Genomic DNA, 18,364 nt, shown 5'->3' with positions numbered 1-18,364 from the left:
GCGAACTCAGCGCACGCCCCAGCAGACAGCGCCCGGTTCGTCGACACCCTCGCTTCCCGCATTGCCTTTCGTCCCGTCCGAGCGCAGCGTGAACGTGCCGCACGCATCGTCGCGCATCGGACCGGTGTCGAGCGGCGTCGCCGCCAGTTCGTAGCTCACCGGCGAATCGTCGCCGTCCGGCCGCCCCAGCGCCAATCGATACACGGCATGCCCATCCGGCGGCGCCTGCGCGAGCGCGTCCGGCAACGCCGCAGGTGGCGCACCGTCCAGCGTTTCGAGATATTGGGCCGCACGGTACAGCGCGGATACCGCCGACGCGCGGTGAACCCGTGCGACATGCTCGCGATACGACGGGATACCCCACCCGGCCAGCACCGCGACGATCGCGAGCACGATCATCAGCTCGATCAGCGTGAATCCGGCCGCTCGGCACAGGGACAGGCGGCCGTTCATCGAAGCACCGCGGCGACACGACGCCAGCGCAACACGACGATGTGGCCGTCGCGCATCACGACCTGGTGTTGCAGCCACACGGCGCTCGACGCGTGCGCGCCGACGCCACGCGCGGTGACGAGGTAAGCGCGGTCGCCGGCCTGCGCTGACGGGCGCCGCCACGCCTCGATCAGACATCGCGGCGATTGCGCGGCCATCGGCCATTCGGCGAAAGGCGCGAACGCTTCGGCAGCCGCCAGCGGCGGCATGCGACGCCAGGCGTCGGGCTCCGCGTGCCAGTCCCTTTCGTTCACATACGGTGCCGAGCCGTGCAGCAATCGCGCAGTGCACGCGGCAAGCGCGGCATCGGCCGCGTGGAATGCGATCAGCCGATCCGATAACGCACGGGTGCGGCGCGACTCCGTCAATGCGGCATCGAACCATGTGCCGGTCAGTGCCGCGACTGCTGCGCCGACCGCGATCACCGCGGGCAACGCAAGGCCTGCGTCGCGGCGCCACGCGCGGCGGGCGAGCCGGAAACGCATGTGCGGCTCGCGCGGGCTCGCAGGCGAAACGCCCGCGCCTGCAGCCGGCTGCTGGTTGTCATCACGTGCGACGGTGCGCGCTTGGGCGTGGCTCGCCTTCACGCGTGTGGAGATGTCGTCCCGCGCGCACTGCGTTGCGCCGCTCATCGCGCCACCTCGCTTGCTCGAGTTGCATCATGCAACGCAGCGTCGGATGCGGGCGCGACGTTCCGCAACGCGACGATGCGATCGAGCGTCAAACGTGCGCGGCCGTCCGGTGCAACGACGACGCGGCCGTCGCAGTCGACATGCCGCGTCGGTTCGGGCATCGGCTCGCCGCGCGCGCGCACGCAGACATGCACGGCCACGACCTCGCGCCAGTCGTCGGCACGCATCGCATCGGCGTCGACGAACTGCGTGGCGCCGCGACGCAAATAACGCAGGCGCAATTGATCGATTCCCGCCGCGACAGGCTGCGGCGTGCCCGGACGGCCGCTTCCTTCGCAATACAGTTCGGGCTCGCCCGTCGACGGGCTGACATGTACGTCGAAGCGATTCTCCACCGGCGCAGGTTCGCCCGGCTCGCCGACACCCTGCCCGAGGCAATCCGACGCGTGGCCGCTCACCGTCGTCCACGTCGATACGGCATCGCCGACATACCGGACCAGCACCGCGTCGGACGACAGACGCGCAAGCTCGCAGCGCACCTCTGCGCCGCTACCCCGCACGCGCGCCGTCGAACACCCGAACACCGGCGGCAACGACGATGGCGCTTGTGCATCGAGCGGCAGGAATCCTGCCATCTGGATCTGCTGACCGATCATCGTCAGCGCGGTCGCGGCGGCGTCGCGCATCCTGAACCCGTCTTCCGCGCGCCGCTGCGCAATGCGCTGCGCATGGTACAGCGCACCGGCCGCCGCGAGCACGAGGAGCCCGACGGTCATCGCGATCAGCACTTCGAGCAGCGTATGGCCACGCATACGGCGATCAACGTTCATCGCCCGCCCGCTCGTGAAATGGAATACGGACACACGACGGCAGCTGCGCCGACATTCCCGCGGCATCGCAGCGCACCGACGCGAGTCCATCGCCGCCACGCCAGCGGACAACCACGTAGCGCACGCCGCCCGGCCCGCCATCGAGCGTCATCGCGCCGCCCGGCAACGATGCGGCCGCCAGCGCCGCGAGGCCGTCGTCGGCCGCCGCGGCAGCATGCAGACGTTCGATGCGCGCATCGGCCAGCCACAGCGCGCGTTCGCGCCAGATCGTCGCGCGCTGCGCACGCGCCATCGCGAGCTGGCTGCCGGCCGCTGCCAGCATCACGGTGGCGAGCAGCGCGATGGCCAGCGTCGCCTCGATCAACGACGTCCCGCGCATGGCATTGCGCATGACGGTCACGCCGCGTCGCAACGGCCGGCGACCATCCGCGCGCGACCGCCTGCCGCAATCCGCACGCAACGCGATGCGCGCGCGTCGTCGGCGCCCGATACGCTGCGCCGCGGACGCACCTCGAAACGCCGGATTCCGCCGACCGCCTGACCGACCGGCGGCGCAAACGCGAGCTCATGCGCGGCGCCCGCGACGGCCACTTCGGCATCGCGCGGGTAGCGTCGCAGCACACGCGACTGCCCGTCGACATGCCCACTGACGATCCAGTCGCACGACCACTCGGCCAGATCGCATCGCTCTTCGGCACGCAGACAGGCGCCGTCGCGCCCGGCACGGCACAGCGTGACGCGCGCGCCGAGACGCGTTGCCTCGGCACGCGCAAACGACAGCGCACCGAGCAGCGCGCGCGAGCGGGCATCCACGCGTTCGCGCATGCGCCACTGGTCGAACGCGGGCACCGCATAGAGCGCGAGCCCCGCTGCCAGCGACATGGCGACCATCAGCTCGACGAGCGTGAATCCGCCCGGCCGTTGCACCACATTCTTCAGGGGTTGAGCGCCCGGTTTCATCGCAATCGTCCTCCGCAACAGTGATGCGACGACTGTAGCGGCGCGTGCGGATGCGCGCCATTGGCCGAACGGCCGACTGGCGACATGCGATCGCAACCGACACAATCGGCGCGAATCGAACCAATGGAGCAGACGATGAACGAACGTAGCGCGTCAGCGCTTACGCGGGGTCTTGGCGGGAGAGGCGCGACGGAACTCTTCGATCACGTCGGCAAATTCGGAAACGTCCTCGAACTGGCGATACACCGATGCGAAGCGCACATACGCGATCGTATCGAGGCCGCGCAACTCGTTCATCACGAGTTCGCCCAGCTTCTCGCTACGCACTTCGCGCTCGCCAGTCGCGAGCAGTTGATACTCGATGCGGGCAACCGCCGCGTCGATCGCGTCGGCGGCAACCGGCCGCTTGCGCAGCGCGAGTTGCATGCTGGCGACGATCTTGCGACGGTCGAATTCCGTGCGGCTGCCGTCCTTCTTCACGACGAACGGCAGGGACAACTCGACCCGCTCGTACGTCGTGAAACGCTTGTCGCAAGCCGAACAGCGACGGCGCCGCCGAATCGCGGCGCCATCTTCGGACACGCGCGAGTCCACCACCTGCGTGTCGTCATGCCGGCAGAACGGGCAGCGCATCGGCGATCAGCGATAGACCGGGAAACGCTTGGTCAGCTCGGCGACCTGCGCGCGCACGCGCTCGATCGTCGCTGCGTCTTCCGGGTTCTCCAGCACGTCGGCGATCAGGTTGCCGACCTGCTCGGCTTCCGCCGGCCCGAAACCGCGCGTCGTCATTGCCGGCGAACCCAGCCGCACGCCGCTCGTCACGAACGGCTTTTCCGGGTCGTTCGGGATCGCGTTCTTGTTCACCGTGATGTGCGCCGCGCCGAGCGCCGCTTCCGCTGCCTTGCCCGTGATGTTCTTCGCGCGCAGGTCGACCAGCATCACGTGGCTTTCCGTGCGGCCCGACACGATCCGCAGCCCGCGCTTCACCAGCGTTTCGGCCAGCACGCGTGCATTCTCGACGACCTTCTGCTGATATTCCTTGAACTCCGGCGACAGTGCTTCCTTGAACGCCACGGCCTTCGCCGCGATCACGTGCATCAGCGGGCCGCCCTGGATCCCCGGGAAGATCGCCGAGTTGATCGGCTTCTCGTACTCGGCCTTCATCAGGATCACGCCGCCGCGCGGGCCGCGCAGGCTCTTGTGCGTCGTCGTCGTCACGAAGTCCGCGTGCGGCACCGGGTTCGGATACACGCCCGCCGCGATCAGACCGGCGTAGTGCGCCATGTCGACCATCAGGTACGCGCCCACCGACTTCGCGATCTTCGCCAGACGCTCGAAGTCGATCTTCAGCGCAAACGCCGACGCGCCCGCGACGATCAGCTTCGGCTTGTGTTCCTGCGCGAGCTGCTCGGCCGCTTCGTAGTCGATGTCTTCGTTTTCGTTCAGGCCGTAGCTCACCACGTTGAACCACTTGCCCGACATGTTCACCGGCGAGCCGTGCGTCAGGTGGCCGCCATGCGCGAGGCTCATGCCCATGATCGTGTCGCCCGGCTTGAGCATCGCGAAGAACACGCCCTGGTTCGCCTGCGAGCCCGAGTTCGGCTGCACGTTCGCGGCTTCCGCGCCGAACAGTTGCTTCACACGGTCGATCGCCAGCTGCTCGACCACGTCGACGTACTCGCAGCCGCCGTAGTAGCGCTTGCCCGGATACCCTTCCGCGTACTTGTTCGTGAGCTGCGAGCCCTGTGCGGCCATCACGGCCGGGCTCGTGTAGTTTTCCGACGCGATCAGCTCGATGTGATCTTCCTGGCGGCGGTTTTCGTGCTCGATCGCTGCAAAGATTTCGGGATCGACGTTCGCAATGGTGCTTTGGGCTCTGTCAAACATACGGTTTCCGTTAAGTGTGTACAGGTTGACCGGAGCGGCCGAGTACGGTGCGCTGCTGGCGAGACCAGCTCGACGTGGCGGAAGAATCCGTATGACGCGAGGCAGGACAGCCACCGGCGATGCACGCGACGGCGCACAACGGCTGCCCAGGCGAACGGCAAAAACGGCGCCCCGCGCTTCACGGTGGGATGCTCCACCTTGAACCCGAAGGGTTCTATCGCCAGTCACGCAGGGGTGATGAGCGCATTAGTGTATTGGATGCGTCATGAATAGGCAACCGCCCGGCAGCGGCCTCCAAACAATAAGGGCCGGACTCTACGCGCCCGTGCCGAAACGCTTCGCCGTCTTGCCGCGGTGCGGCATTCTCAGTAGGCTTGCGGGATTCCACCCGCTATTCCGTTACCGACCAGGAGCAGCAATGATCGTGTTCGTCACAGGTGCGTCCGCCGGCTTCGGCGCCGCCATCGCCCGCGCCTTCGTCAAGGGCGGCCATCGCGTCGTCGCCACCGCACGCCGCAAGGATCGCCTCGACGCGCTCGCGGCCGAACTCGGCGACGCGCTGCTGCCGCTCGAGCTCGACGTGCGCGACCGCGCAGCAGTCGAGGTCGTGCCGGCCGCCCTCCCCGCCGAATTCGCCGCGCTCGACGTGCTCGTCAACAACGCCGGCCTCGCGCTCGGCGTCGAGCCGGCCCAGAACGCGAGCCTCGACGAGTGGCAGACCATGATCGACACGAACTGCTCGGGCCTCGTGACCGTCACGCACGCATTGCTGCCCGGCATGATCGCGCGCGGTCGCGGCCATATCTTCAATCTGGGCTCGGTGGCCGGCACGTATCCGTATCCGGGCGGGAACGTATACGGCGCGACCAAGGCTTTCGTCAGACAATTCAGCCTGAACCTGCGTACCGACCTGATCGGCACGCCGTTGCGCGTCACCGACATCGAGCCGGGCCTGTGCGGCGGCACGGAATTCTCGAACGTCCGCTTCCGTGGCGACGATGCAAAGGCGGCGAACGTCTACCAGAACGTCCAGCCGCTCACGGCCGAGGACATCGCCGACACGATCTACTGGATCGCCACGCGTCCCGCGCACGTCAATATCAATACGATCGAAATGATGCCGGTCGCGCAAGCCCCGGCCGGGCTCACGATCCATCGCGGCTGACACGTCGCCCGCAGCCGCAGGCCCGGCTCCGGCCGGCCCGCGGTGTGCTACGACGCACTACATTCCGTTACGAATCGGTTACGAATCCGGTCTTTGCCTTCCGGTAGAATGCGCGCCATGACTCAGCCTACCCGCTCCCCGGAAGCGCCGTCCGGCTTTACCTGGCCGGTGCGCGTGTACTACGAGGATACCGATGCAGGCGGCATCGTCTTCTATGCCAACTACCTGAAGTTCTTCGAGCGCGCCCGCACCGAGTGGCTTCGCGCGTGCGGCGTCGACCAGCGTCGGCTCGCCGACGATACCGATGCGATCTTCATCGTACGCAGCACGTCGCTCGACTACCGCGCGCCGGCGCGACTCGACGACACGCTGACGATCACGAGCCGGCCCGGACGCATCGGTCGCGCATCGGTGGAATTCACGCAGGAAGCCTGGTGCGGCGACACGCTGCTCGTGGCCGGGCAGATCCGCCTCGGCTGCGTCGACCGTCACGGTATCCGGCCGGCGGCCATCCCGCCGGCCGTGCTCGACGCGCTGCAACGCGGGCCCGTCATCGAGGCCGGGCAGACTGGTTTGTCAACGAAGCTCGCATGAGCGCCGTTTAGACACAGCCTATGAACTTGCCGTTCTGATTCGATACTAAGCAAGGTTCGGCGTCAGGCATGGCCGGCGCGCCGCGCCGCACGCACACCGGACGCCCTTGCCGGGCACTCCCGAAGGGACGTTACTCAAACCTCTATGAATACTGTTCAAGACCTGTCGATCATTTCCCTCGTCCTCAACGCGAGCGTGCTGGCCCAGGCCGTGATGGGGCTGCTGCTGCTGCTGTCGCTGATGTCGTGGACCTTCATCTTTCGCAAGTGGTTCGCGATCCGCCGCGCGCGCGCACAGACGGAACGCTTCGAGAAGGATTTCTGGTCGGGCGGCGACCTGCAGGCGCTGTATCAAAGCGCGGCCAACAACCGCCATACGATCGGTGCGCTCGAGCGGATCTTCGAATCCGGGATGCGCGAATTCCTGAAGGCGAAGGAAAAGCGCCTCAGCGATCCGGGTCTCGTGCTCGACGGTGCGCGCCGCGCGATGCGTGCGTCGTTCCAGCGTGAAATGGACGTGCTCGAAGCCAATCTCGCGTTCCTCGCGTCGGTCGGCTCGGTCAGCCCGTACATCGGCCTGTTCGGCACGGTCTGGGGGATCATGAACTCGTTCCGCGGCCTCGCGAACGTGCAGCAGGCCACGCTCGCGAACGTCGCGCCGGGCATCGCCGAGGCGCTCGTCGCCACCGCGATCGGCCTGTTCGCCGCGATTCCGGCGGTGGTCGCGTACAACCGCTACGCGCACGACATCGATCGCCTCGCGATCCGCTTCGAGACCTTCATCGAAGAGTTCTCGAACATCCTGCAGCGTCAGGCCCAGTAAGGAGCGCGCCATGGCAGGAAGCCCCATTCGATCCAGCATGCGCGGCGGCCGCTCGCGCCGCGCGATGGCCGACATCAACGTCGTGCCGTACATCGACGTGATGCTGGTGCTGCTCGTGATCTTCATGGTCACCGCACCGCTCGTCGCGCCGTCGATCATCAACCTGCCGACCGTCGGCAATGCCGCGCCGCAGGAGCAGACGCCGCCCGTCGTCGTCAACATCAAGGCCGACCGCACGATGAGCGTCAAGTACAAGGGCGACTCGGGCGCGACCCAGGAAGACACGATGACGAAGGCCGAGCTCGACAGCTTCATCTCGGCCCGGCAGGCCGATCATCCTGACCAGCCGGTCGTGATCGCAGCCGACAAGACCGTGCAGTACGATGCCGTCATGACCGTGATGTCCGATCTGAAGGCGCGCGGCGTCAAGCGCGTCGGCCTCCTCGTCAAATCGCAATGAACCGGCAGCAATCCACGCGCAGGTCCGCCTACCCGCTCCAGCCTCCCCGGGAGCGCGGGACGTGGCGCGCGTTCGCGCTCGCCGCGCTGATGCACGTGCTGCTCGCGCTGTTCCTCTATCACGGCGTGCAGTGGCAGAACAGCACGCCGGCCGGCGCCGAGGCCGAGCTGTGGACCGACGTGCCCGACGTCCCCGCGCCGCGGCCCGTCGTTACCCCCACGCCGCCCGCGAAGGTCGCGCCGCCCCCGCCGCCGGTGCGCGACGAGCAGGCCGACATCGCGCTGCAGCAGAAGAAGCGACAGCAGGAAGCGGCCGCGCGCGAAGCGCAGCTCGAACAGCAGCGCCGCGCGCAGCAACTGAAGGCCCGGGAGCAAGAGGAAGCCCGGCGCGCGCAGCTCGCCGCGCAACAGGCCGCCGCGCTCGCCGCCCAGAAAGCCGCGGAGCGCGACAAACAGAAGCAGGCCGACAAGCTCAAGCAACAGCAGCTCGCCGAGCAGCAGAAGCTCGAACAGCAGAAACTCCAGCAGCAAAAGCAGGCGCAGCTCGAAGCGCAGCAGGTGGCGAAGGCGAAGGCCGACGCAGCCGCGAAGGCCAAGGCGGAAGCCCAGGCCAAGGCGAAGGCCGAAGCCGCGGCGCGCGCGAAGGCCAATGCGGCGGCGAACGCGAAGCTCGACCGCGAGCGCAGCGCACGACTCGCGCAGTTGCAGGGGCTGTCCGGCGCCGGCGAAGGCGGCGGCGAAGGCCTCGCGAAAAGCGGCACCGGCACGGGCTCCGGCGGCAATGCCGCGACGCCCGGCTATGCCGACAAGGTGCGCCGTCGCGTCAAGCCGAACATCGTTTGGGGCGGCGAGCGGGCAGGCCTGACCACCGTCGTCAAGATTCGGTGCACGCCGTCCGGTGACGTATTGAGCGCATCGGTCTCCCGCTCGAGCGGGAATTCGGGGTGGGACCAAGCCGTGGTCAATGCGATCCACGCATCGGTCCCGTTGCCGCCCGATTCTAACGGCCGGACCCCGTCCGACATTACGATTACCTTCAAGGCGGCGGAGTGAAACGAAATGCGCTTACACTCCGAGCGTCGCTGTAGGACGGGAACGAATCGGGTATTTTTACTGTCTCTGCGGTTGCGCAGCGATCCAAGCCATACGGGAAGCAAGAAGCATGAGTTTGATGACAAAGCTAGGTTTCAGGGCACTCGTGGCCTCGTGTCTGATTACGGCGGGCAGCGCCGCTAACGCCCAGGTCAACGTGCTGATCACCGGCGTCGGGTCGACCCAGTTCCCCATTGCCACCGCGAATTTCACGAACGAGGCGAACCTGCCGCAGCAGGTCACGTCGATCGTGCGCGCCGACCTCGCCCGCAGCGGCAAATTCACCAACATCGACGCGGGCAGCACGCCCGTGCCCGAGACCGCATCGGTCGATCTCGGCGCATGGAAGGCCAAGGGCGCGAATGCGTTCGTCGCCGGCAGCGTGAACCGCGACGCCAACGGCCAGTACAAGGTCAACTTCATCCTGTACGACACCGTGAAGCAGCAAAGCCTCGGCGGCCTGTCGCTGACGGCCACCGACACCACGCTGCGCACGGCCGGCCACAAGATCGCCGACTACATCTACCAGAAGCTGCTCGGCGTGCGTGGCGTGTTCGCCACGCGCCTGTCGTACGTGATCAAGACCGGCAACCGCTACCAGCTGCAGATTTCGGATTCGGACGGCCAGAACGCGCGCATCGCGCTGTCGAGCACCGAACCGATCATCTCGCCGGCCTGGTCGCCGAGCGGCACGAAGGTCGCGTACGTGTCGTTCGAGCGCAAGAAGCCGATCGTCTACATCCACGACCTGCCGACCGGCCGCCGCTACATGGTCTCGGACCAGAAGGGCAACAACAGCGCACCGGCGTGGTCGCCGGACAGCAACACGCTCGCCGTCGCGCTGTCGCTGACGGGCAATACGCAAATCTATACGGTCAACGCGAACGGCGGCGGCCTGCGCCGTCTCACGCAGAGCAGCTCGATCGACACCGAACCGTTCTACTCGCCGGACGGCCGCTGGATCTACTTCACGAGCGACCGCGGCGGCGCGCCGCAAATCTACCGGATGCCCGCACAGGGTGAGAGCGCCGGCGCCGCGCAGCGCGTGACCTTCACCGGCAGCTACAACACGAGCCCGCGCGTGAGCCCGGACGGCAAGCTGCTCGCTTACATCTCCCGCACGGGTGGGGGCTTCAAGCTGTACGTTCAGGATCTGCAGACTGGCGCGGCGAACGCCATCACGAATACCAATCGCGACGAATCGCCGAGCTTCGCGGCAAACGGCCAGTACCTTCTGTACGCTACCCAGTCGGGTGGCCGCAACGTGCTGGCTGCAGTGCCCTCCGACGGCAGCGCGCCGCCGCAGATCCTGTCCGTCCAGGGCGGCTCCGTTCGCGAGCCGTCGTGGGGGCCCTTCATGCAATGACCACAAGGAGAGTAACCATGATGTCGAATAAAGCTCGTCTGGCCCTGGCCGTGATGATGATCAGCGCGCTCGCAGCGTGCAAGTCGGGCGTGAAGCTCGACGACAAGGCGAACAACGCGGGCGCAATCGGCACGCAGCCGAGCGCCGACAACGTCGCGCAAGTGAACGTCGATCCGCTGAACGACCCGAACAGCCCGCTCGCGAAGCGCAGCATCTACTTCGACTTCGACAGCTATTCGGTGAAGGACGAGTACCAGCCGCTGATGCAGCAGCACGCGCAGTACCTGAAGAGCCATCCGCAGCGTCACGTGCTGATCCAGGGCAACACCGACGAACGCGGCACGAGCGAGTACAACCTCGCGCTGGGCCAGAAGCGTGCGGAAGCCGTCCGCCGTGCGATGGCCCTGCTCGGCGTGAACGACTCGCAAATGGAAGCCGTGAGCCTCGGCAAGGAAAAGCCGCAGGCAACGGGTCACGACGAAGCATCGTGGGCGCAGAACCGTCGCGCCGATCTCGTCTACCAACAGTAAGTAACGGAAGAATCGCCGTATGACGCACCGTTCAACCTGGCTGCGCGTTGCCGCAGCATTCTGCGTCGCGGGCGCGGCGTGGTCCGCCGCGCCCGCGCACGCCGGCATGTTCGACGACAACGAAGCGCGCCGTGCCGTGCTCGATCTGCGCAGCAAGAGCGACAACCTGTCGAGCCAGTTGTCGGCCGCCCAGCGTACGATCCTCGATCAATCCGGCCGTATCGACCAGCTGAACCAGCAGGTCGCGACGCTGCGCGGCGAGAACGAGGATCTGACGAACCGGCTGACGACGCTCGAGCGGCAGCAGAAGGAGTACTACCAGGATCTCGACACGCGGCTCAAGAAGTTCGAGCCGCAGCAGGCGACGATCGATGGTGTCGAAGGCACGGTGCAGCCGGGTGAAACGGATGCGCTCAGCGCGGCGCAGCAGCAGTTCCGCAACGGCAACTTCAAGGCGGCGGCGGCTTCGTTCCGCGCGTTCATCGCGAAGTATCCGCAGAGCCCCTATCAGCCGACCGCGCAGTACTGGTACGGCAACGCGCAATACGCGCTGCGCGACTACCGCGGCTCGACCGCAACGTGGCAAGGGATCGTCAGCAAGTTCCCGCAACACCCGCGCGCGGCCGACGCCCTCGTGGCGATCGGCACGAACCAGCTCGAACAAGGCCAGAAGGCGGCCGCGAAGAAGACGTTCGAGCAGGTCGTGTCGCAGTACGCCGGGTCGAACGCGGCGCAGACGGCGCAGGGCAAGCTCGAAACCATCAAATAATTATCGTGACGGGTTGTTGACAGTCCTGCAACCCGTCGCTATAATCTTTTGCTCTTTAGGTCGTTGCCCAGCTTGTTGAAGCAACGAACCGACAGGTTTCAAGAACGTGGGGTGGTAACTCAGTTGGTTAGAGTATCTGACTTTTAATCAGAGAGTCGAGGGTTCGAGTCCCTCCCACCCTACCAACTATCTTCGATAGTGTAGAAAAGCCTCCCTCGCGGAGGCTTTTTTGCGTCTGTCGCTTTGTCGTTCGGGCTTGAATGCTCGACGATGGTCGTCACGCACTCGGCCGCGCACGCCTGGGTCCCGCCGATCACCGCGCACTCACGTCCCGCAGTACCGCACCATACCCCGCATAGAGATTGCCGTCGGGCAGCAACCGCAACTGCGCGAGTTGCCGATGCACGACCGGCAGGTTATGGAACGGCATCCGCGTGAACAAATGATGTTCGATATGGAAATGAATGCCGTGCGGGCCGAACAGGAACGTCTGCCATGAACGCCGGACGATCGTGCGCGCGTTGCGGCTCTGATCGGCGCCAGCCGGCAGCCCCGCGTGCTCGAAGATCGCGCGCACCTGCCCGGCGAACGGCAACAAGGTGATGGACGGCACGATCCACAACGCGACGTACAGCAGCGGATGTCCGACCAGCGCGAGCGCGCCGAACAGCCCGCCGTTGCCGGCCAGCATCGACGCGATCTCCCACGCCGCATACGCACGCGATTTTTCCGCCTTCGGCAACGCATGCGCGAACGCGCCGCGCGCGAGCTTCACGACGCTCGTCACGTAGCCGATCCCGCACGCGTACGCGAGCAGGCGGACGATCAACCGCCCGCGCGTCACCGGATAGTCGTGCACGCCGAACAGCAGCGCGACGGGGTCGTCCGCTTGCATCGGCGCGCGATGGTGCTTCAGATGGCCGGCCCGATACGTGCGCAGCGACAGCCATAGCGGACCGGCCGCGAGCAGTTGCCCGAGTACGTCGTTGACGCGCCGGTTCCGTGCAAGCGACCCGTGCGCCCCTTCGTGCATCATGACCGCGAGCGCGAGCTGACTGCGCGCGATCACGATCGCCGCGCAGGCGTAGGCCAGCGGATGCGCAAACGCGACCGCGGCGGCAAACGCGGCGGCGATCATCAGCCAGTCACCCGCCAGCGCCATGCCGACACGCGCCGCGCTCACGCGAAACAGCCCCGGATCGGGCACGAACCGGGCGAGCCCGACGTTCGATCCGGCGTGGTGAACGTCCGTCTGCGTCATGCGAGCCTCCTGCGCAGCGAACGCCGCCCGACCCACAGCGCACTAACCGCCGCGAGCACGAACCCACCCAGCACGTCGGCGACCGTATGCTGCTTGAGCGTCAGCGTCGACGCGCAGATCAGCAGCCCGATCGCCGCAGCGACGATCCGGCGCCGGTCCACCAGCATCCGGCACGCGAGACACGTCACCGCGACATGCAGGCTCGGGAAGCCGTTGGCCGCAAGATCGAGCTGCCACATGCGCGCAAGACGCCGACGCACGAACGCATTGCCGATCTCCGCGATGTCGGGCCGCGGCACGGCTTCCGGAAACATCAGGAAACAGGCCACGCCGAGCACGAACACGATCAGCACGGCCTCCCTGAACGCGGCGAACGCGGACGGCCGCGCGTACGCGGCGAGCGCAATCACGAACGGAAAGAACGCGACATAGACGAACCACGACCATGCGATGAACGGAATCCGCGCGTCGATCGCCGTGGTCAGCACGTAGCGCGGCGTGACGCTGCGCTCCAGCAGAAAGAAGATCGCGAGGCCCGCGATCAAGCCGAATGTCGCGGCCAGCATCTGCCGGACATCGGGCCGGCGATCGTCCTGAAACATTCGCGTTTTCATCGCGGCGTCGGTGCCTCGCATCGGGTTGCCGCGTCGGCCGCTCGAGCATGCGGACACAGCGCGAGGAGGTGCGACGTCCACGCGTCGACACGCGCACGCGCATGCTCGCGGCCCGCTCGCATCCCCGCCGGCGTACCGGGATCGCGCATCAGTTCGATCGACGCCTGCCCGACCTCGCGCCGGAATGCCGCCGCATCGCCCCGCCATGTGACCACGCGGTGCGCGAGCTGCAGCCGTGCCGCGCGCGCGGCGTTGCTTGCCTGTTCGGGCTGATCGGTCTGCACGAGCAGGATCGGGCGGCGATACACGCGCGCGATCGACAGCGCGGCCATGCCGGGCGCCGACACGATCAGCGACGCTTGCGCGGCGCGCGTCGGCCAGTCGGCATCGACGCCGGTCCAGCCGTCGTGTCCGGCGTAGCCCTCGCCCACGCGGTGGGCGGCGAGCCCCGCGTCGCGCATGCCGGCCGACAGCGCATCGGCGAGCGCGGCGTCGCGAAAGTGCGGGTTCAGATAAACGGCCGCGGCAACGCATTCGTGCGCCGGCCGTTCGGCGACGATCGGCACCGGCGTCGGCAGCCGGCGATGCCGGTGCAGCTGCGCATCGTCGGCGAAGTCGTACGCGAAATCGTGCTCGATACGGGCCCGCGCCGCGTCGATCTGCCAGTCGACGATCCGCGCGAAAGCGCGCGCCAGCATGCGCGGCAGCCGCGCATCGAAATTCGCGGTCAACGCACGGCGCAGGCTGCCGCCATACACGTGGACGACGCGACGCCGCCAGCCCGGCACCGCCCCCATGAACAGCAACGCCGGATGAAACGAGTCGTTGACCACGAGATCCGCATCGCGAACGATCGCACGCAGCCGCACGATGTCGCGCAGCATGCGGGTCGGCCTGAACACGTAGTGCGCGACATTGCGATCGGTCGCGTCGCGCAGCATGTTCTGCCACTCGTCGAACTGCACCGCGTAGTGCCGCGACAATACGCGCGCGTCGATGCCGAACGCGGCGAGAAACGCCTGGCCGGCGTCGGACGTCGTCAGCACGTCGACCTGCGCGCCGGCCGCGCGCAACGCATGCACGAGCAGTTGCGCGCGCATCAGATGGCCGCGCGCGTCGGCGGTCGCGAGATAGACGATGCGCGGCATCATGCGCGCGGACGAAGCGACTGGAGCCAGCCGGCCGCGACCATCGCCAGCGCGCCCGTCACGCCGAACCCGGCTTCGATCGCGCGGATCTCGTCCAGCAACGCGGCGAGCGACGCGGCCTCGGACGGCTCGACGAGACGGCGCAGCGTATCGGCGCAAAGCCGGACGTGGCGCGTCTCGTCGGCGAGCACGCGCGACAGCAACGGATACAGCGGATGCGCTTCGCCGATCGTCGCGCAGTGGCGCATGAGCACGCGCGTCGCCATCTGTTCCGCGCACAGGCCGGTCGCATACGCCGGCACGAGTACGCCTTGCGCGAAATGCGGTGCGTAGCGCTGCGCGAGACGACGCCATCGCATGATCTTGCGCCGGCTCAGCCAGTCGGGTTCGCGCGAGCCGGTCGACACGTCGACGCCGCGCCGGCGCAACGCATCGGCAAATGCGGCCGCGTGACGGCGCTCGTCCGCGAGATGCTGCCCGATGCGCGGCGCGAGCCAGTCCGGCGGCTGTCCGGCCCAGTCCTCGTGCAACGCGCACTCGGTCGCTTCTTCGCCGATCAGGTACATGCGCAGCATCCAGCGCTCGCCATGCGTGCTGCGATGCAGTTGCCGGATCGCCGCACGCTTGATGCGATCGACGAGATACGCACGTATCCGCGCCGTACCGCGTGGCACGGGCGCATCGAGACAATCGAAGCGTTCGCCGTGTGTCGCCTGCGACGAAGTGGGCAGTGCCCGTGTCGTGATCATGCCGGCTCGCCCCGTGCCGATGAAGATTGCGTCGCGGCAGCCGCGGCGGCCGCCGGATCGCGACGCCAGCCGAGGATCAGGCCGACGAAGCTTTCCTGCATGAATGCATGCGCCGAGGCGGCCGCGCGCGCGAACGCTTCCTCCCGGCCATTCACGCGCAGATAGCCGGTGCCGTCGCGCGCGCCGAACTCGATCCGGTCGTTCTTCCGAAAGCCGCGTTCGCGCACGTCCTTCACGAGTGCGCTGCCGTCGAGGCCGAACAGGAACAGCTCGCGCTGCGCGACCCACACCGGAATGTGATTGCTCAGCGCATCGAAGCGGATCGACCACGTACCGGACGCAAGGGCGCGATCGACGTCGGCATCGCGCGGCGCGTTCGACGTGAAGCTCGCACGCGCGACCGTCTTCGTCAGGCCGCCCACACCGAGCGCGATCGTGATGTCGTCCGCTAACGGCTGCTTCGGATCGGTCGCACTCACCTTCACGAGATGGCGCGCCAGCCGCGATGCGAGCGACGGATGCGCGAACAGCGCAAGCGTTTCGTCCGGCGTGAGCACGTCGCGCTCACGATCGCCGTCCTTCACGCGCACACGATATGGATCGATCCGCACATCGGTGAACTTGCCGTGCACGGGAGCGTGGACGTACACGTCGCGGTCCCACATCCCGGCCGTCGCGACGCAGCAGAACGTGCACGCTCAACGGCACGCGCCGCCCGTCGGCGTCGATGCCCGTGCCCTGCAGCAGCACGTCGCCGAGCACGTCCTTCGTGCGGCGGTTCGCATCGCTCGAGAAGACGATCGCATGCGCATCGGTATCGATGCTCGCGTGTGCGTCGGGCGCATCGAGCGCGACGCGATTGCAGTCCGACGCGGCCGCATTCGCGAACGGGCAGCCGCTTTGCGACGTGAAGTGATAAACCCCGCGCCCCGCATGATCGACCGGTGCGGCATCGGCGCCCACGCTGGCGGCAAACAGGGCGAGACAGGCAACGCGGGTGGCGAGTGAGGGCATGGTCGTCGTCGGAAGGGAATCAGGATATCGAAGTGTCGTTGGCCGCGCCACGAGGCGCGGCGCCGTTTCAATGACGGTGATAGGACAGCACGTCGAGATCGCGCCGGGCCGATGCGCGTCCCGTGATCCCGAAACCGCGCGCGAGCGCGCCGAGCGTATCGATGGCGGACGCGGCGATCGTGACGCCGACGGCCGCGAGATAGCGACCAGCGCCCAATGGCGGCAACTGCTGGCGATCGAGCGCGCGCAGGCTGTAGCCGAGCCGCATCGCCATCACGCAGAACGGGCCGAGCGGGCCGCTGCGGCCAAGCCACTGCCATCGACGCGGCAGGTACGCGTTCACCAAATACGGCGTCAGCCCGACGCTGTCCTCGCCGCGCATCCAGCGCAACTTCAGCGATTCGCGATGCGTGTCCGGCAGCCGATGCTCGGTGTGCGCGGCCGGCGCGAATTCGACGGCCACGCCGGCCGCCTGCATCCGCAGCCCCATCACCTGGCAATGCGCGCGATAGACGCCGTCGAGCGGCTCGTAGCGGAACCGCGCGAACACGTCGCGCCGGAACGCGACGTTGTTCGCGTAGAAGTTGCGCGTCGCGCCGTCGCGCAGCGGGCTCGGGAAATACATGAAATCGATCGACGTCAGCGCGATGCCGAGCACGTTGGGCGCGTAGCTGGTCCGCCCCGCCACCGCGACGGGCGCGTCGCCCGCGTCGCGTGCGAACGGCGCGAGCAGGTGCTCGAGCCAGTCGTCTGCCGGCCGGCAATCGGCATCGCCGAATACGACGATGTCGCTGCGATCGGCATCGACGCGATCGAAGCCGTCGTTCTTCGCATCGTAGTAGCCGGTGCTTGCGCCGATCTCGACGAAGTCGATCGGGCGGCCGGCCAGCGCGGCGATTTCCGCGCACGCGTCGGCGGGCAGGCCGTCGTGCGTGATGATCCATTGCGCAAGGGCGGCCGGCGGCACGGTCTGCTTCGACAGCACCGCCACGACGCGTTTCAGGCTGTCGATGGCCTGCGCAAGGCCCGCGCCGCCGCGCAGGTTATTGGTCTCCAGCACAAGCGCGGCCCGCGCGGCCACGGAACGGGCGGCCGCGCGCGGCCCCGCTGCGGTGTCGGCAAGGTTCGGCATCCGGAGTATCTCCATCGTCATGCGCGACGGCATGGACAAAACGAAAGGACGGCGGGCCCGCGGCACGCCGGCGAATGCGGGTGCCGCGGACATCGTCGCGCAGTGGGCGGCCTCGGCGGGCGCCCGCTGCGCGTGCCGTCACTCCTGGATCGACGGCGCGGAATCGGCGTCGGTATAGCGCGGCTTCGCGTTCTGCAAGTCGCGCGTGTTCTTCTGCACGGCCACCGAGCCGAACAGCGCGAGCACGAACGACATCGCGTAAAAGCCCTTTTCGCTCAATTGCAGCGTCGCGTTGAAGAGGCCGACGATCAGCAGCGCGATCGACAGCAGCAGCGCGATCCAGCTGAGGCCGTAGTAGATGCCGGTGACGGGGATGCCTTCCGCGCGGTCGCGCACGCTCTTCTGCAGCGAGATCGCCGCATAGAGGCCGAACACCAGCACGGTGAAGTAGTAACCCTTCTCGTTGAGCTGCATGCCGGCGTTCCAGAGCCCGATCAGGAAGGCCGCGAAACCGGCGATCAGCGCGGCCCACGACGCGGCCACGAACGCGAACGACGGTTGCTGGATGGTGGTCTGGTTCATTGCGTTGCCCTCTCTTTCTTGTTGTTCGAAATCGTTTTCGTTGAACGGCGTTTTGCGCATGGTAGCAGCTTTGACGCGCGTCACGACAGGCGAGCCGCGCATCCGCCGCGAGCGCGAGCCGCGGTTGACGCACTGCATCATGAGACGATTGCGCTGAAAATCGACACCCTGACGTATCCACACCCTCATCGAGAGCGATCAGAATAGCGTTGCATCGCCCGAGATCGCGGCGCCCGCCGCCCTCCTCACTCTTCTCGACAAGGACG

General features: G+C 67.4%; 23 protein-coding genes, 1 tRNA gene and 1 riboswitch. Of the genes, 10 read left to right on the top strand and 14 right to left on the bottom strand.

The window, feature by feature from the left end; translation table 11 throughout:
• Positions 1-6 precede the first annotated feature (6 nt).
• From CFB49_RS03595 to glyA, 7 genes are all read right to left on the bottom strand, one after another.
• Positions 7-453 (bottom strand): type IV pilin protein, encoded by a 447-nt coding sequence (locus CFB49_RS03595; RefSeq protein WP_069616659.1) that lies wholly within the window; start codon positions 451-453, stop codon positions 7-9.
• A complete protein-coding gene (locus CFB49_RS03590; RefSeq protein WP_089435317.1) occupies positions 450-914 on the bottom strand; it encodes a pilus assembly protein in 465 nt (154 codons plus the stop codon). Before CFB49_RS03590 ends, CFB49_RS03595 begins: the two co-directional genes overlap by 4 nt.
• A 206-nt stretch (positions 915-1,120) precedes the next feature.
• Positions 1,121-1,954: a PilW family protein gene (locus CFB49_RS03585; protein WP_089490701.1), complete on the bottom strand. Its 834-nt coding sequence runs from the start codon at positions 1,952-1,954 to the stop codon at positions 1,121-1,123.
• Positions 1,944-2,345 (bottom strand): type IV pilus modification PilV family protein, encoded by a 402-nt coding sequence (locus CFB49_RS03580; RefSeq protein WP_089491407.1) that lies wholly within the window; start codon positions 2,343-2,345, stop codon positions 1,944-1,946. The genes CFB49_RS03585 and CFB49_RS03580 overlap by 11 nt, the downstream gene beginning before the upstream one ends.
• A gap of 5 nt (positions 2,346-2,350) precedes the next feature.
• Complete coding sequence (locus tag CFB49_RS03575) at positions 2,351-2,914, bottom strand: GspH/FimT family pseudopilin (RefSeq protein WP_089490700.1); 564 nt, start codon at positions 2,912-2,914, stop codon at positions 2,351-2,353.
• A 153-nt stretch (positions 2,915-3,067) separates the two neighbouring features.
• Positions 3,068-3,547, bottom strand: a complete 480-nt coding sequence (gene nrdR / locus CFB49_RS03570) for a transcriptional regulator NrdR (RefSeq protein WP_050011738.1) — start codon at positions 3,545-3,547, stop codon at positions 3,068-3,070.
• A gap of 6 nt (positions 3,548-3,553) precedes the next feature.
• Complete coding sequence (glyA, locus tag CFB49_RS03565; RefSeq protein WP_069616662.1) at positions 3,554-4,801, bottom strand: serine hydroxymethyltransferase; 1,248 nt, start codon at positions 4,799-4,801, stop codon at positions 3,554-3,556.
• Positions 4,802-4,938: 137 nt separating this feature from the next.
• Positions 4,939-5,039, bottom strand: a riboswitch (ZMP/ZTP riboswitch).
• 180 nt (positions 5,040-5,219) lie between these two features.
• On the opposite strand from glyA, the gene CFB49_RS03555 reads away from it, so the two are divergent.
• The 9 genes from CFB49_RS03555 to CFB49_RS03515 all read left to right on the top strand — a co-directional run bounded on the left by CFB49_RS03555 (position 5,220) and on the right by CFB49_RS03515 (position 11,783).
• Positions 5,220-5,966: an SDR family NAD(P)-dependent oxidoreductase gene (locus CFB49_RS03555; RefSeq protein ID WP_089490699.1), complete on the top strand. Its 747-nt coding sequence runs from the start codon at positions 5,220-5,222 to the stop codon at positions 5,964-5,966.
• Between the two features lie 108 nt (positions 5,967-6,074).
• Positions 6,075-6,560 carry a tol-pal system-associated acyl-CoA thioesterase gene (ybgC, locus tag CFB49_RS03550; RefSeq protein ID WP_069616664.1) on the top strand — a complete coding sequence of 162 codons (486 nt, stop codon included), beginning with the start codon at positions 6,075-6,077 and terminating at the stop codon, positions 6,558-6,560.
• A 144-nt stretch (positions 6,561-6,704) separates the two neighbouring features.
• Positions 6,705-7,382 (top strand): protein TolQ, encoded by a 678-nt coding sequence (gene tolQ / locus CFB49_RS03545; RefSeq protein WP_006476795.1) that lies wholly within the window; start codon positions 6,705-6,707, stop codon positions 7,380-7,382.
• 10 nt (positions 7,383-7,392) lie between these two features.
• Positions 7,393-7,842, top strand: a complete 450-nt coding sequence (gene tolR / locus CFB49_RS03540) for a protein TolR (protein WP_006484943.1) — start codon at positions 7,393-7,395, stop codon at positions 7,840-7,842.
• Complete coding sequence (gene tolA / locus CFB49_RS03535; protein WP_089490698.1) at positions 7,839-8,894, top strand: cell envelope integrity protein TolA; 1,056 nt, start codon at positions 7,839-7,841, stop codon at positions 8,892-8,894. The genes tolR and tolA overlap by 4 nt, the downstream gene beginning before the upstream one ends.
• Before the next feature lie 109 nt (positions 8,895-9,003).
• Positions 9,004-10,299 (top strand): Tol-Pal system beta propeller repeat protein TolB, encoded by a 1,296-nt coding sequence (gene tolB / locus CFB49_RS03530; RefSeq protein WP_059574261.1) that lies wholly within the window; start codon positions 9,004-9,006, stop codon positions 10,297-10,299.
• A 17-nt stretch (positions 10,300-10,316) separates the two neighbouring features.
• Positions 10,317-10,829: a peptidoglycan-associated lipoprotein Pal gene (gene pal, locus CFB49_RS03525; RefSeq protein ID WP_050011745.1), complete on the top strand. Its 513-nt coding sequence runs from the start codon at positions 10,317-10,319 to the stop codon at positions 10,827-10,829.
• Positions 10,830-10,848: 19 nt separating this feature from the next.
• Entirely contained in the window at positions 10,849-11,598 is a 750-nt protein-coding gene (ybgF, locus tag CFB49_RS03520; protein ID WP_006484965.1) for a tol-pal system protein YbgF, read from the top strand.
• Positions 11,599-11,706: 108 nt separating this feature from the next.
• Positions 11,707-11,783: transfer RNA gene (locus CFB49_RS03515), tRNA-Lys, on the top strand.
• Positions 11,784-11,911: 128 nt separating this feature from the next.
• Here the strand turns inward: CFB49_RS03515 and CFB49_RS03510 are convergent.
• From CFB49_RS03510 to CFB49_RS36665, 5 genes are read right to left on the bottom strand one after another with little or no spacing between them, the layout of a single operon-like run.
• Entirely contained in the window at positions 11,912-12,859 is a 948-nt protein-coding gene (locus CFB49_RS03510) for a fatty acid desaturase family protein (RefSeq protein ID WP_089490697.1), read from the bottom strand.
• Positions 12,856-13,461 (bottom strand): phosphatase PAP2 family protein, encoded by a 606-nt coding sequence (locus tag CFB49_RS03505; RefSeq protein ID WP_249190270.1) that lies wholly within the window; start codon positions 13,459-13,461, stop codon positions 12,856-12,858. Before CFB49_RS03505 ends, CFB49_RS03510 begins: the two co-directional genes overlap by 4 nt.
• Before the next feature lie 8 nt (positions 13,462-13,469).
• Positions 13,470-14,624 carry a hypothetical protein gene (locus CFB49_RS03500; protein ID WP_089490696.1) on the bottom strand — a complete coding sequence of 385 codons (1,155 nt, stop codon included), beginning with the start codon at positions 14,622-14,624 and terminating at the stop codon, positions 13,470-13,472.
• A complete protein-coding gene (locus CFB49_RS03495) occupies positions 14,621-15,370 on the bottom strand; it encodes a hypothetical protein (RefSeq protein WP_089490695.1) in 750 nt (249 codons plus the stop codon). The genes CFB49_RS03500 and CFB49_RS03495 overlap by 4 nt, the downstream gene beginning before the upstream one ends.
• Entirely contained in the window at positions 15,367-16,035 is a 669-nt protein-coding gene (locus CFB49_RS36665) for a hypothetical protein (protein WP_249190271.1), read from the bottom strand. Before CFB49_RS36665 ends, CFB49_RS03495 begins: the two co-directional genes overlap by 4 nt.
• A 139-nt stretch (positions 16,036-16,174) precedes the next feature.
• On the opposite strand from CFB49_RS36665, the gene CFB49_RS36660 reads away from it, so the two are divergent.
• Positions 16,175-16,378, top strand: coding sequence for a hypothetical protein (locus CFB49_RS36660; protein WP_249190272.1), 204 nt, complete (start codon positions 16,175-16,177; stop codon positions 16,376-16,378).
• Positions 16,379-16,451: 73 nt separating this feature from the next.
• Here CFB49_RS36660 and CFB49_RS03485 read toward each other — a convergent pair whose 3' ends face one another.
• Together CFB49_RS03485 and yiaA are read right to left on the bottom strand one after the other, a co-directional pair.
• Positions 16,452-17,516 (bottom strand): glycosyltransferase, encoded by a 1,065-nt coding sequence (locus CFB49_RS03485; protein WP_089491405.1) that lies wholly within the window; start codon positions 17,514-17,516, stop codon positions 16,452-16,454.
• A 138-nt stretch (positions 17,517-17,654) separates the two neighbouring features.
• Positions 17,655-18,098 carry an inner membrane protein YiaA gene (gene yiaA, locus CFB49_RS03480; RefSeq protein ID WP_050011812.1) on the bottom strand — a complete coding sequence of 148 codons (444 nt, stop codon included), beginning with the start codon at positions 18,096-18,098 and terminating at the stop codon, positions 17,655-17,657.
• Positions 18,099-18,364 lie beyond the last annotated feature (266 nt).

The organism is Burkholderia sp. AU17457, assembly GCF_002223255.1.
Lineage (GTDB): Bacteria > Pseudomonadota > Gammaproteobacteria > Burkholderiales > Burkholderiaceae > Burkholderia > Burkholderia sola.
This window is presented reverse-complemented; position numbering and strand designations above follow the sequence as displayed.

What these genes read in the sequence shown, in the direction of transcription:
- CFB49_RS03595 (WP_069616659.1), bottom strand. Translation starts at nt 453, where the DNA reads ATGAACGGCCGCCTGTCCCTGTGCCGAGCGGCCGGATTCACGCTGATC.
- CFB49_RS03585 (WP_089490701.1), bottom strand. Translation starts at nt 1,954, where the DNA reads ATGAACGTTGATCGCCGTATGCGTGGCCATACGCTGCTCGAAGTGCTG.
- CFB49_RS03580 (WP_089491407.1), bottom strand. Translation starts at nt 2,345, where the DNA reads ATGCGCAATGCCATGCGCGGGACGTCGTTGATCGAGGCGACGCTGGCC.
- CFB49_RS03575 (WP_089490700.1), bottom strand. Translation starts at nt 2,914, where the DNA reads ATGAAACCGGGCGCTCAACCCCTGAAGAATGTGGTGCAACGGCCGGGC.
- nrdR (WP_050011738.1), bottom strand. Translation starts at nt 3,547, where the DNA reads ATGCGCTGCCCGTTCTGCCGGCATGACGACACGCAGGTGGTGGACTCG.
- glyA (WP_069616662.1), bottom strand. Translation starts at nt 4,801, where the DNA reads ATGTTTGACAGAGCCCAAAGCACCATTGCGAACGTCGATCCCGAAATC.
- CFB49_RS03555 (WP_089490699.1), top strand. Translation starts at nt 5,220, where the DNA reads ATGATCGTGTTCGTCACAGGTGCGTCCGCCGGCTTCGGCGCCGCCATC.
- ybgC (WP_069616664.1), top strand. Translation starts at nt 6,075, where the DNA reads ATGCGCGCCATGACTCAGCCTACCCGCTCCCCGGAAGCGCCGTCCGGC.
- tolQ (WP_006476795.1), top strand. Translation starts at nt 6,705, where the DNA reads ATGAATACTGTTCAAGACCTGTCGATCATTTCCCTCGTCCTCAACGCG.
- tolR (WP_006484943.1), top strand. Translation starts at nt 7,393, where the DNA reads ATGGCAGGAAGCCCCATTCGATCCAGCATGCGCGGCGGCCGCTCGCGC.
- tolA (WP_089490698.1), top strand. Translation starts at nt 7,839, where the DNA reads ATGAACCGGCAGCAATCCACGCGCAGGTCCGCCTACCCGCTCCAGCCT.
- tolB (WP_059574261.1), top strand. Translation starts at nt 9,004, where the DNA reads ATGAGTTTGATGACAAAGCTAGGTTTCAGGGCACTCGTGGCCTCGTGT.
- pal (WP_050011745.1), top strand. Translation starts at nt 10,317, where the DNA reads ATGATGTCGAATAAAGCTCGTCTGGCCCTGGCCGTGATGATGATCAGC.
- ybgF (WP_006484965.1), top strand. Translation starts at nt 10,849, where the DNA reads ATGACGCACCGTTCAACCTGGCTGCGCGTTGCCGCAGCATTCTGCGTC.
- CFB49_RS03510 (WP_089490697.1), bottom strand. Translation starts at nt 12,859, where the DNA reads ATGACGCAGACGGACGTTCACCACGCCGGATCGAACGTCGGGCTCGCC.
- CFB49_RS03505 (WP_249190270.1), bottom strand. Translation starts at nt 13,461, where the DNA reads ATGTTTCAGGACGATCGCCGGCCCGATGTCCGGCAGATGCTGGCCGCG.
- CFB49_RS03500 (WP_089490696.1), bottom strand. Translation starts at nt 14,624, where the DNA reads ATGATGCCGCGCATCGTCTATCTCGCGACCGCCGACGCGCGCGGCCAT.
- CFB49_RS03495 (WP_089490695.1), bottom strand. Translation starts at nt 15,370, where the DNA reads ATGATCACGACACGGGCACTGCCCACTTCGTCGCAGGCGACACACGGC.
- CFB49_RS36665 (WP_249190271.1), bottom strand. Translation starts at nt 16,035, where the DNA reads ATGTGGGACCGCGACGTGTACGTCCACGCTCCCGTGCACGGCAAGTTC.
- CFB49_RS36660 (WP_249190272.1), top strand. Translation starts at nt 16,175, where the DNA reads ATGCGCATCGGTATCGATGCTCGCGTGTGCGTCGGGCGCATCGAGCGC.
- CFB49_RS03485 (WP_089491405.1), bottom strand. Translation starts at nt 17,516, where the DNA reads ATGCCGAACCTTGCCGACACCGCAGCGGGGCCGCGCGCGGCCGCCCGT.
- yiaA (WP_050011812.1), bottom strand. Translation starts at nt 18,098, where the DNA reads ATGAACCAGACCACCATCCAGCAACCGTCGTTCGCGTTCGTGGCCGCG.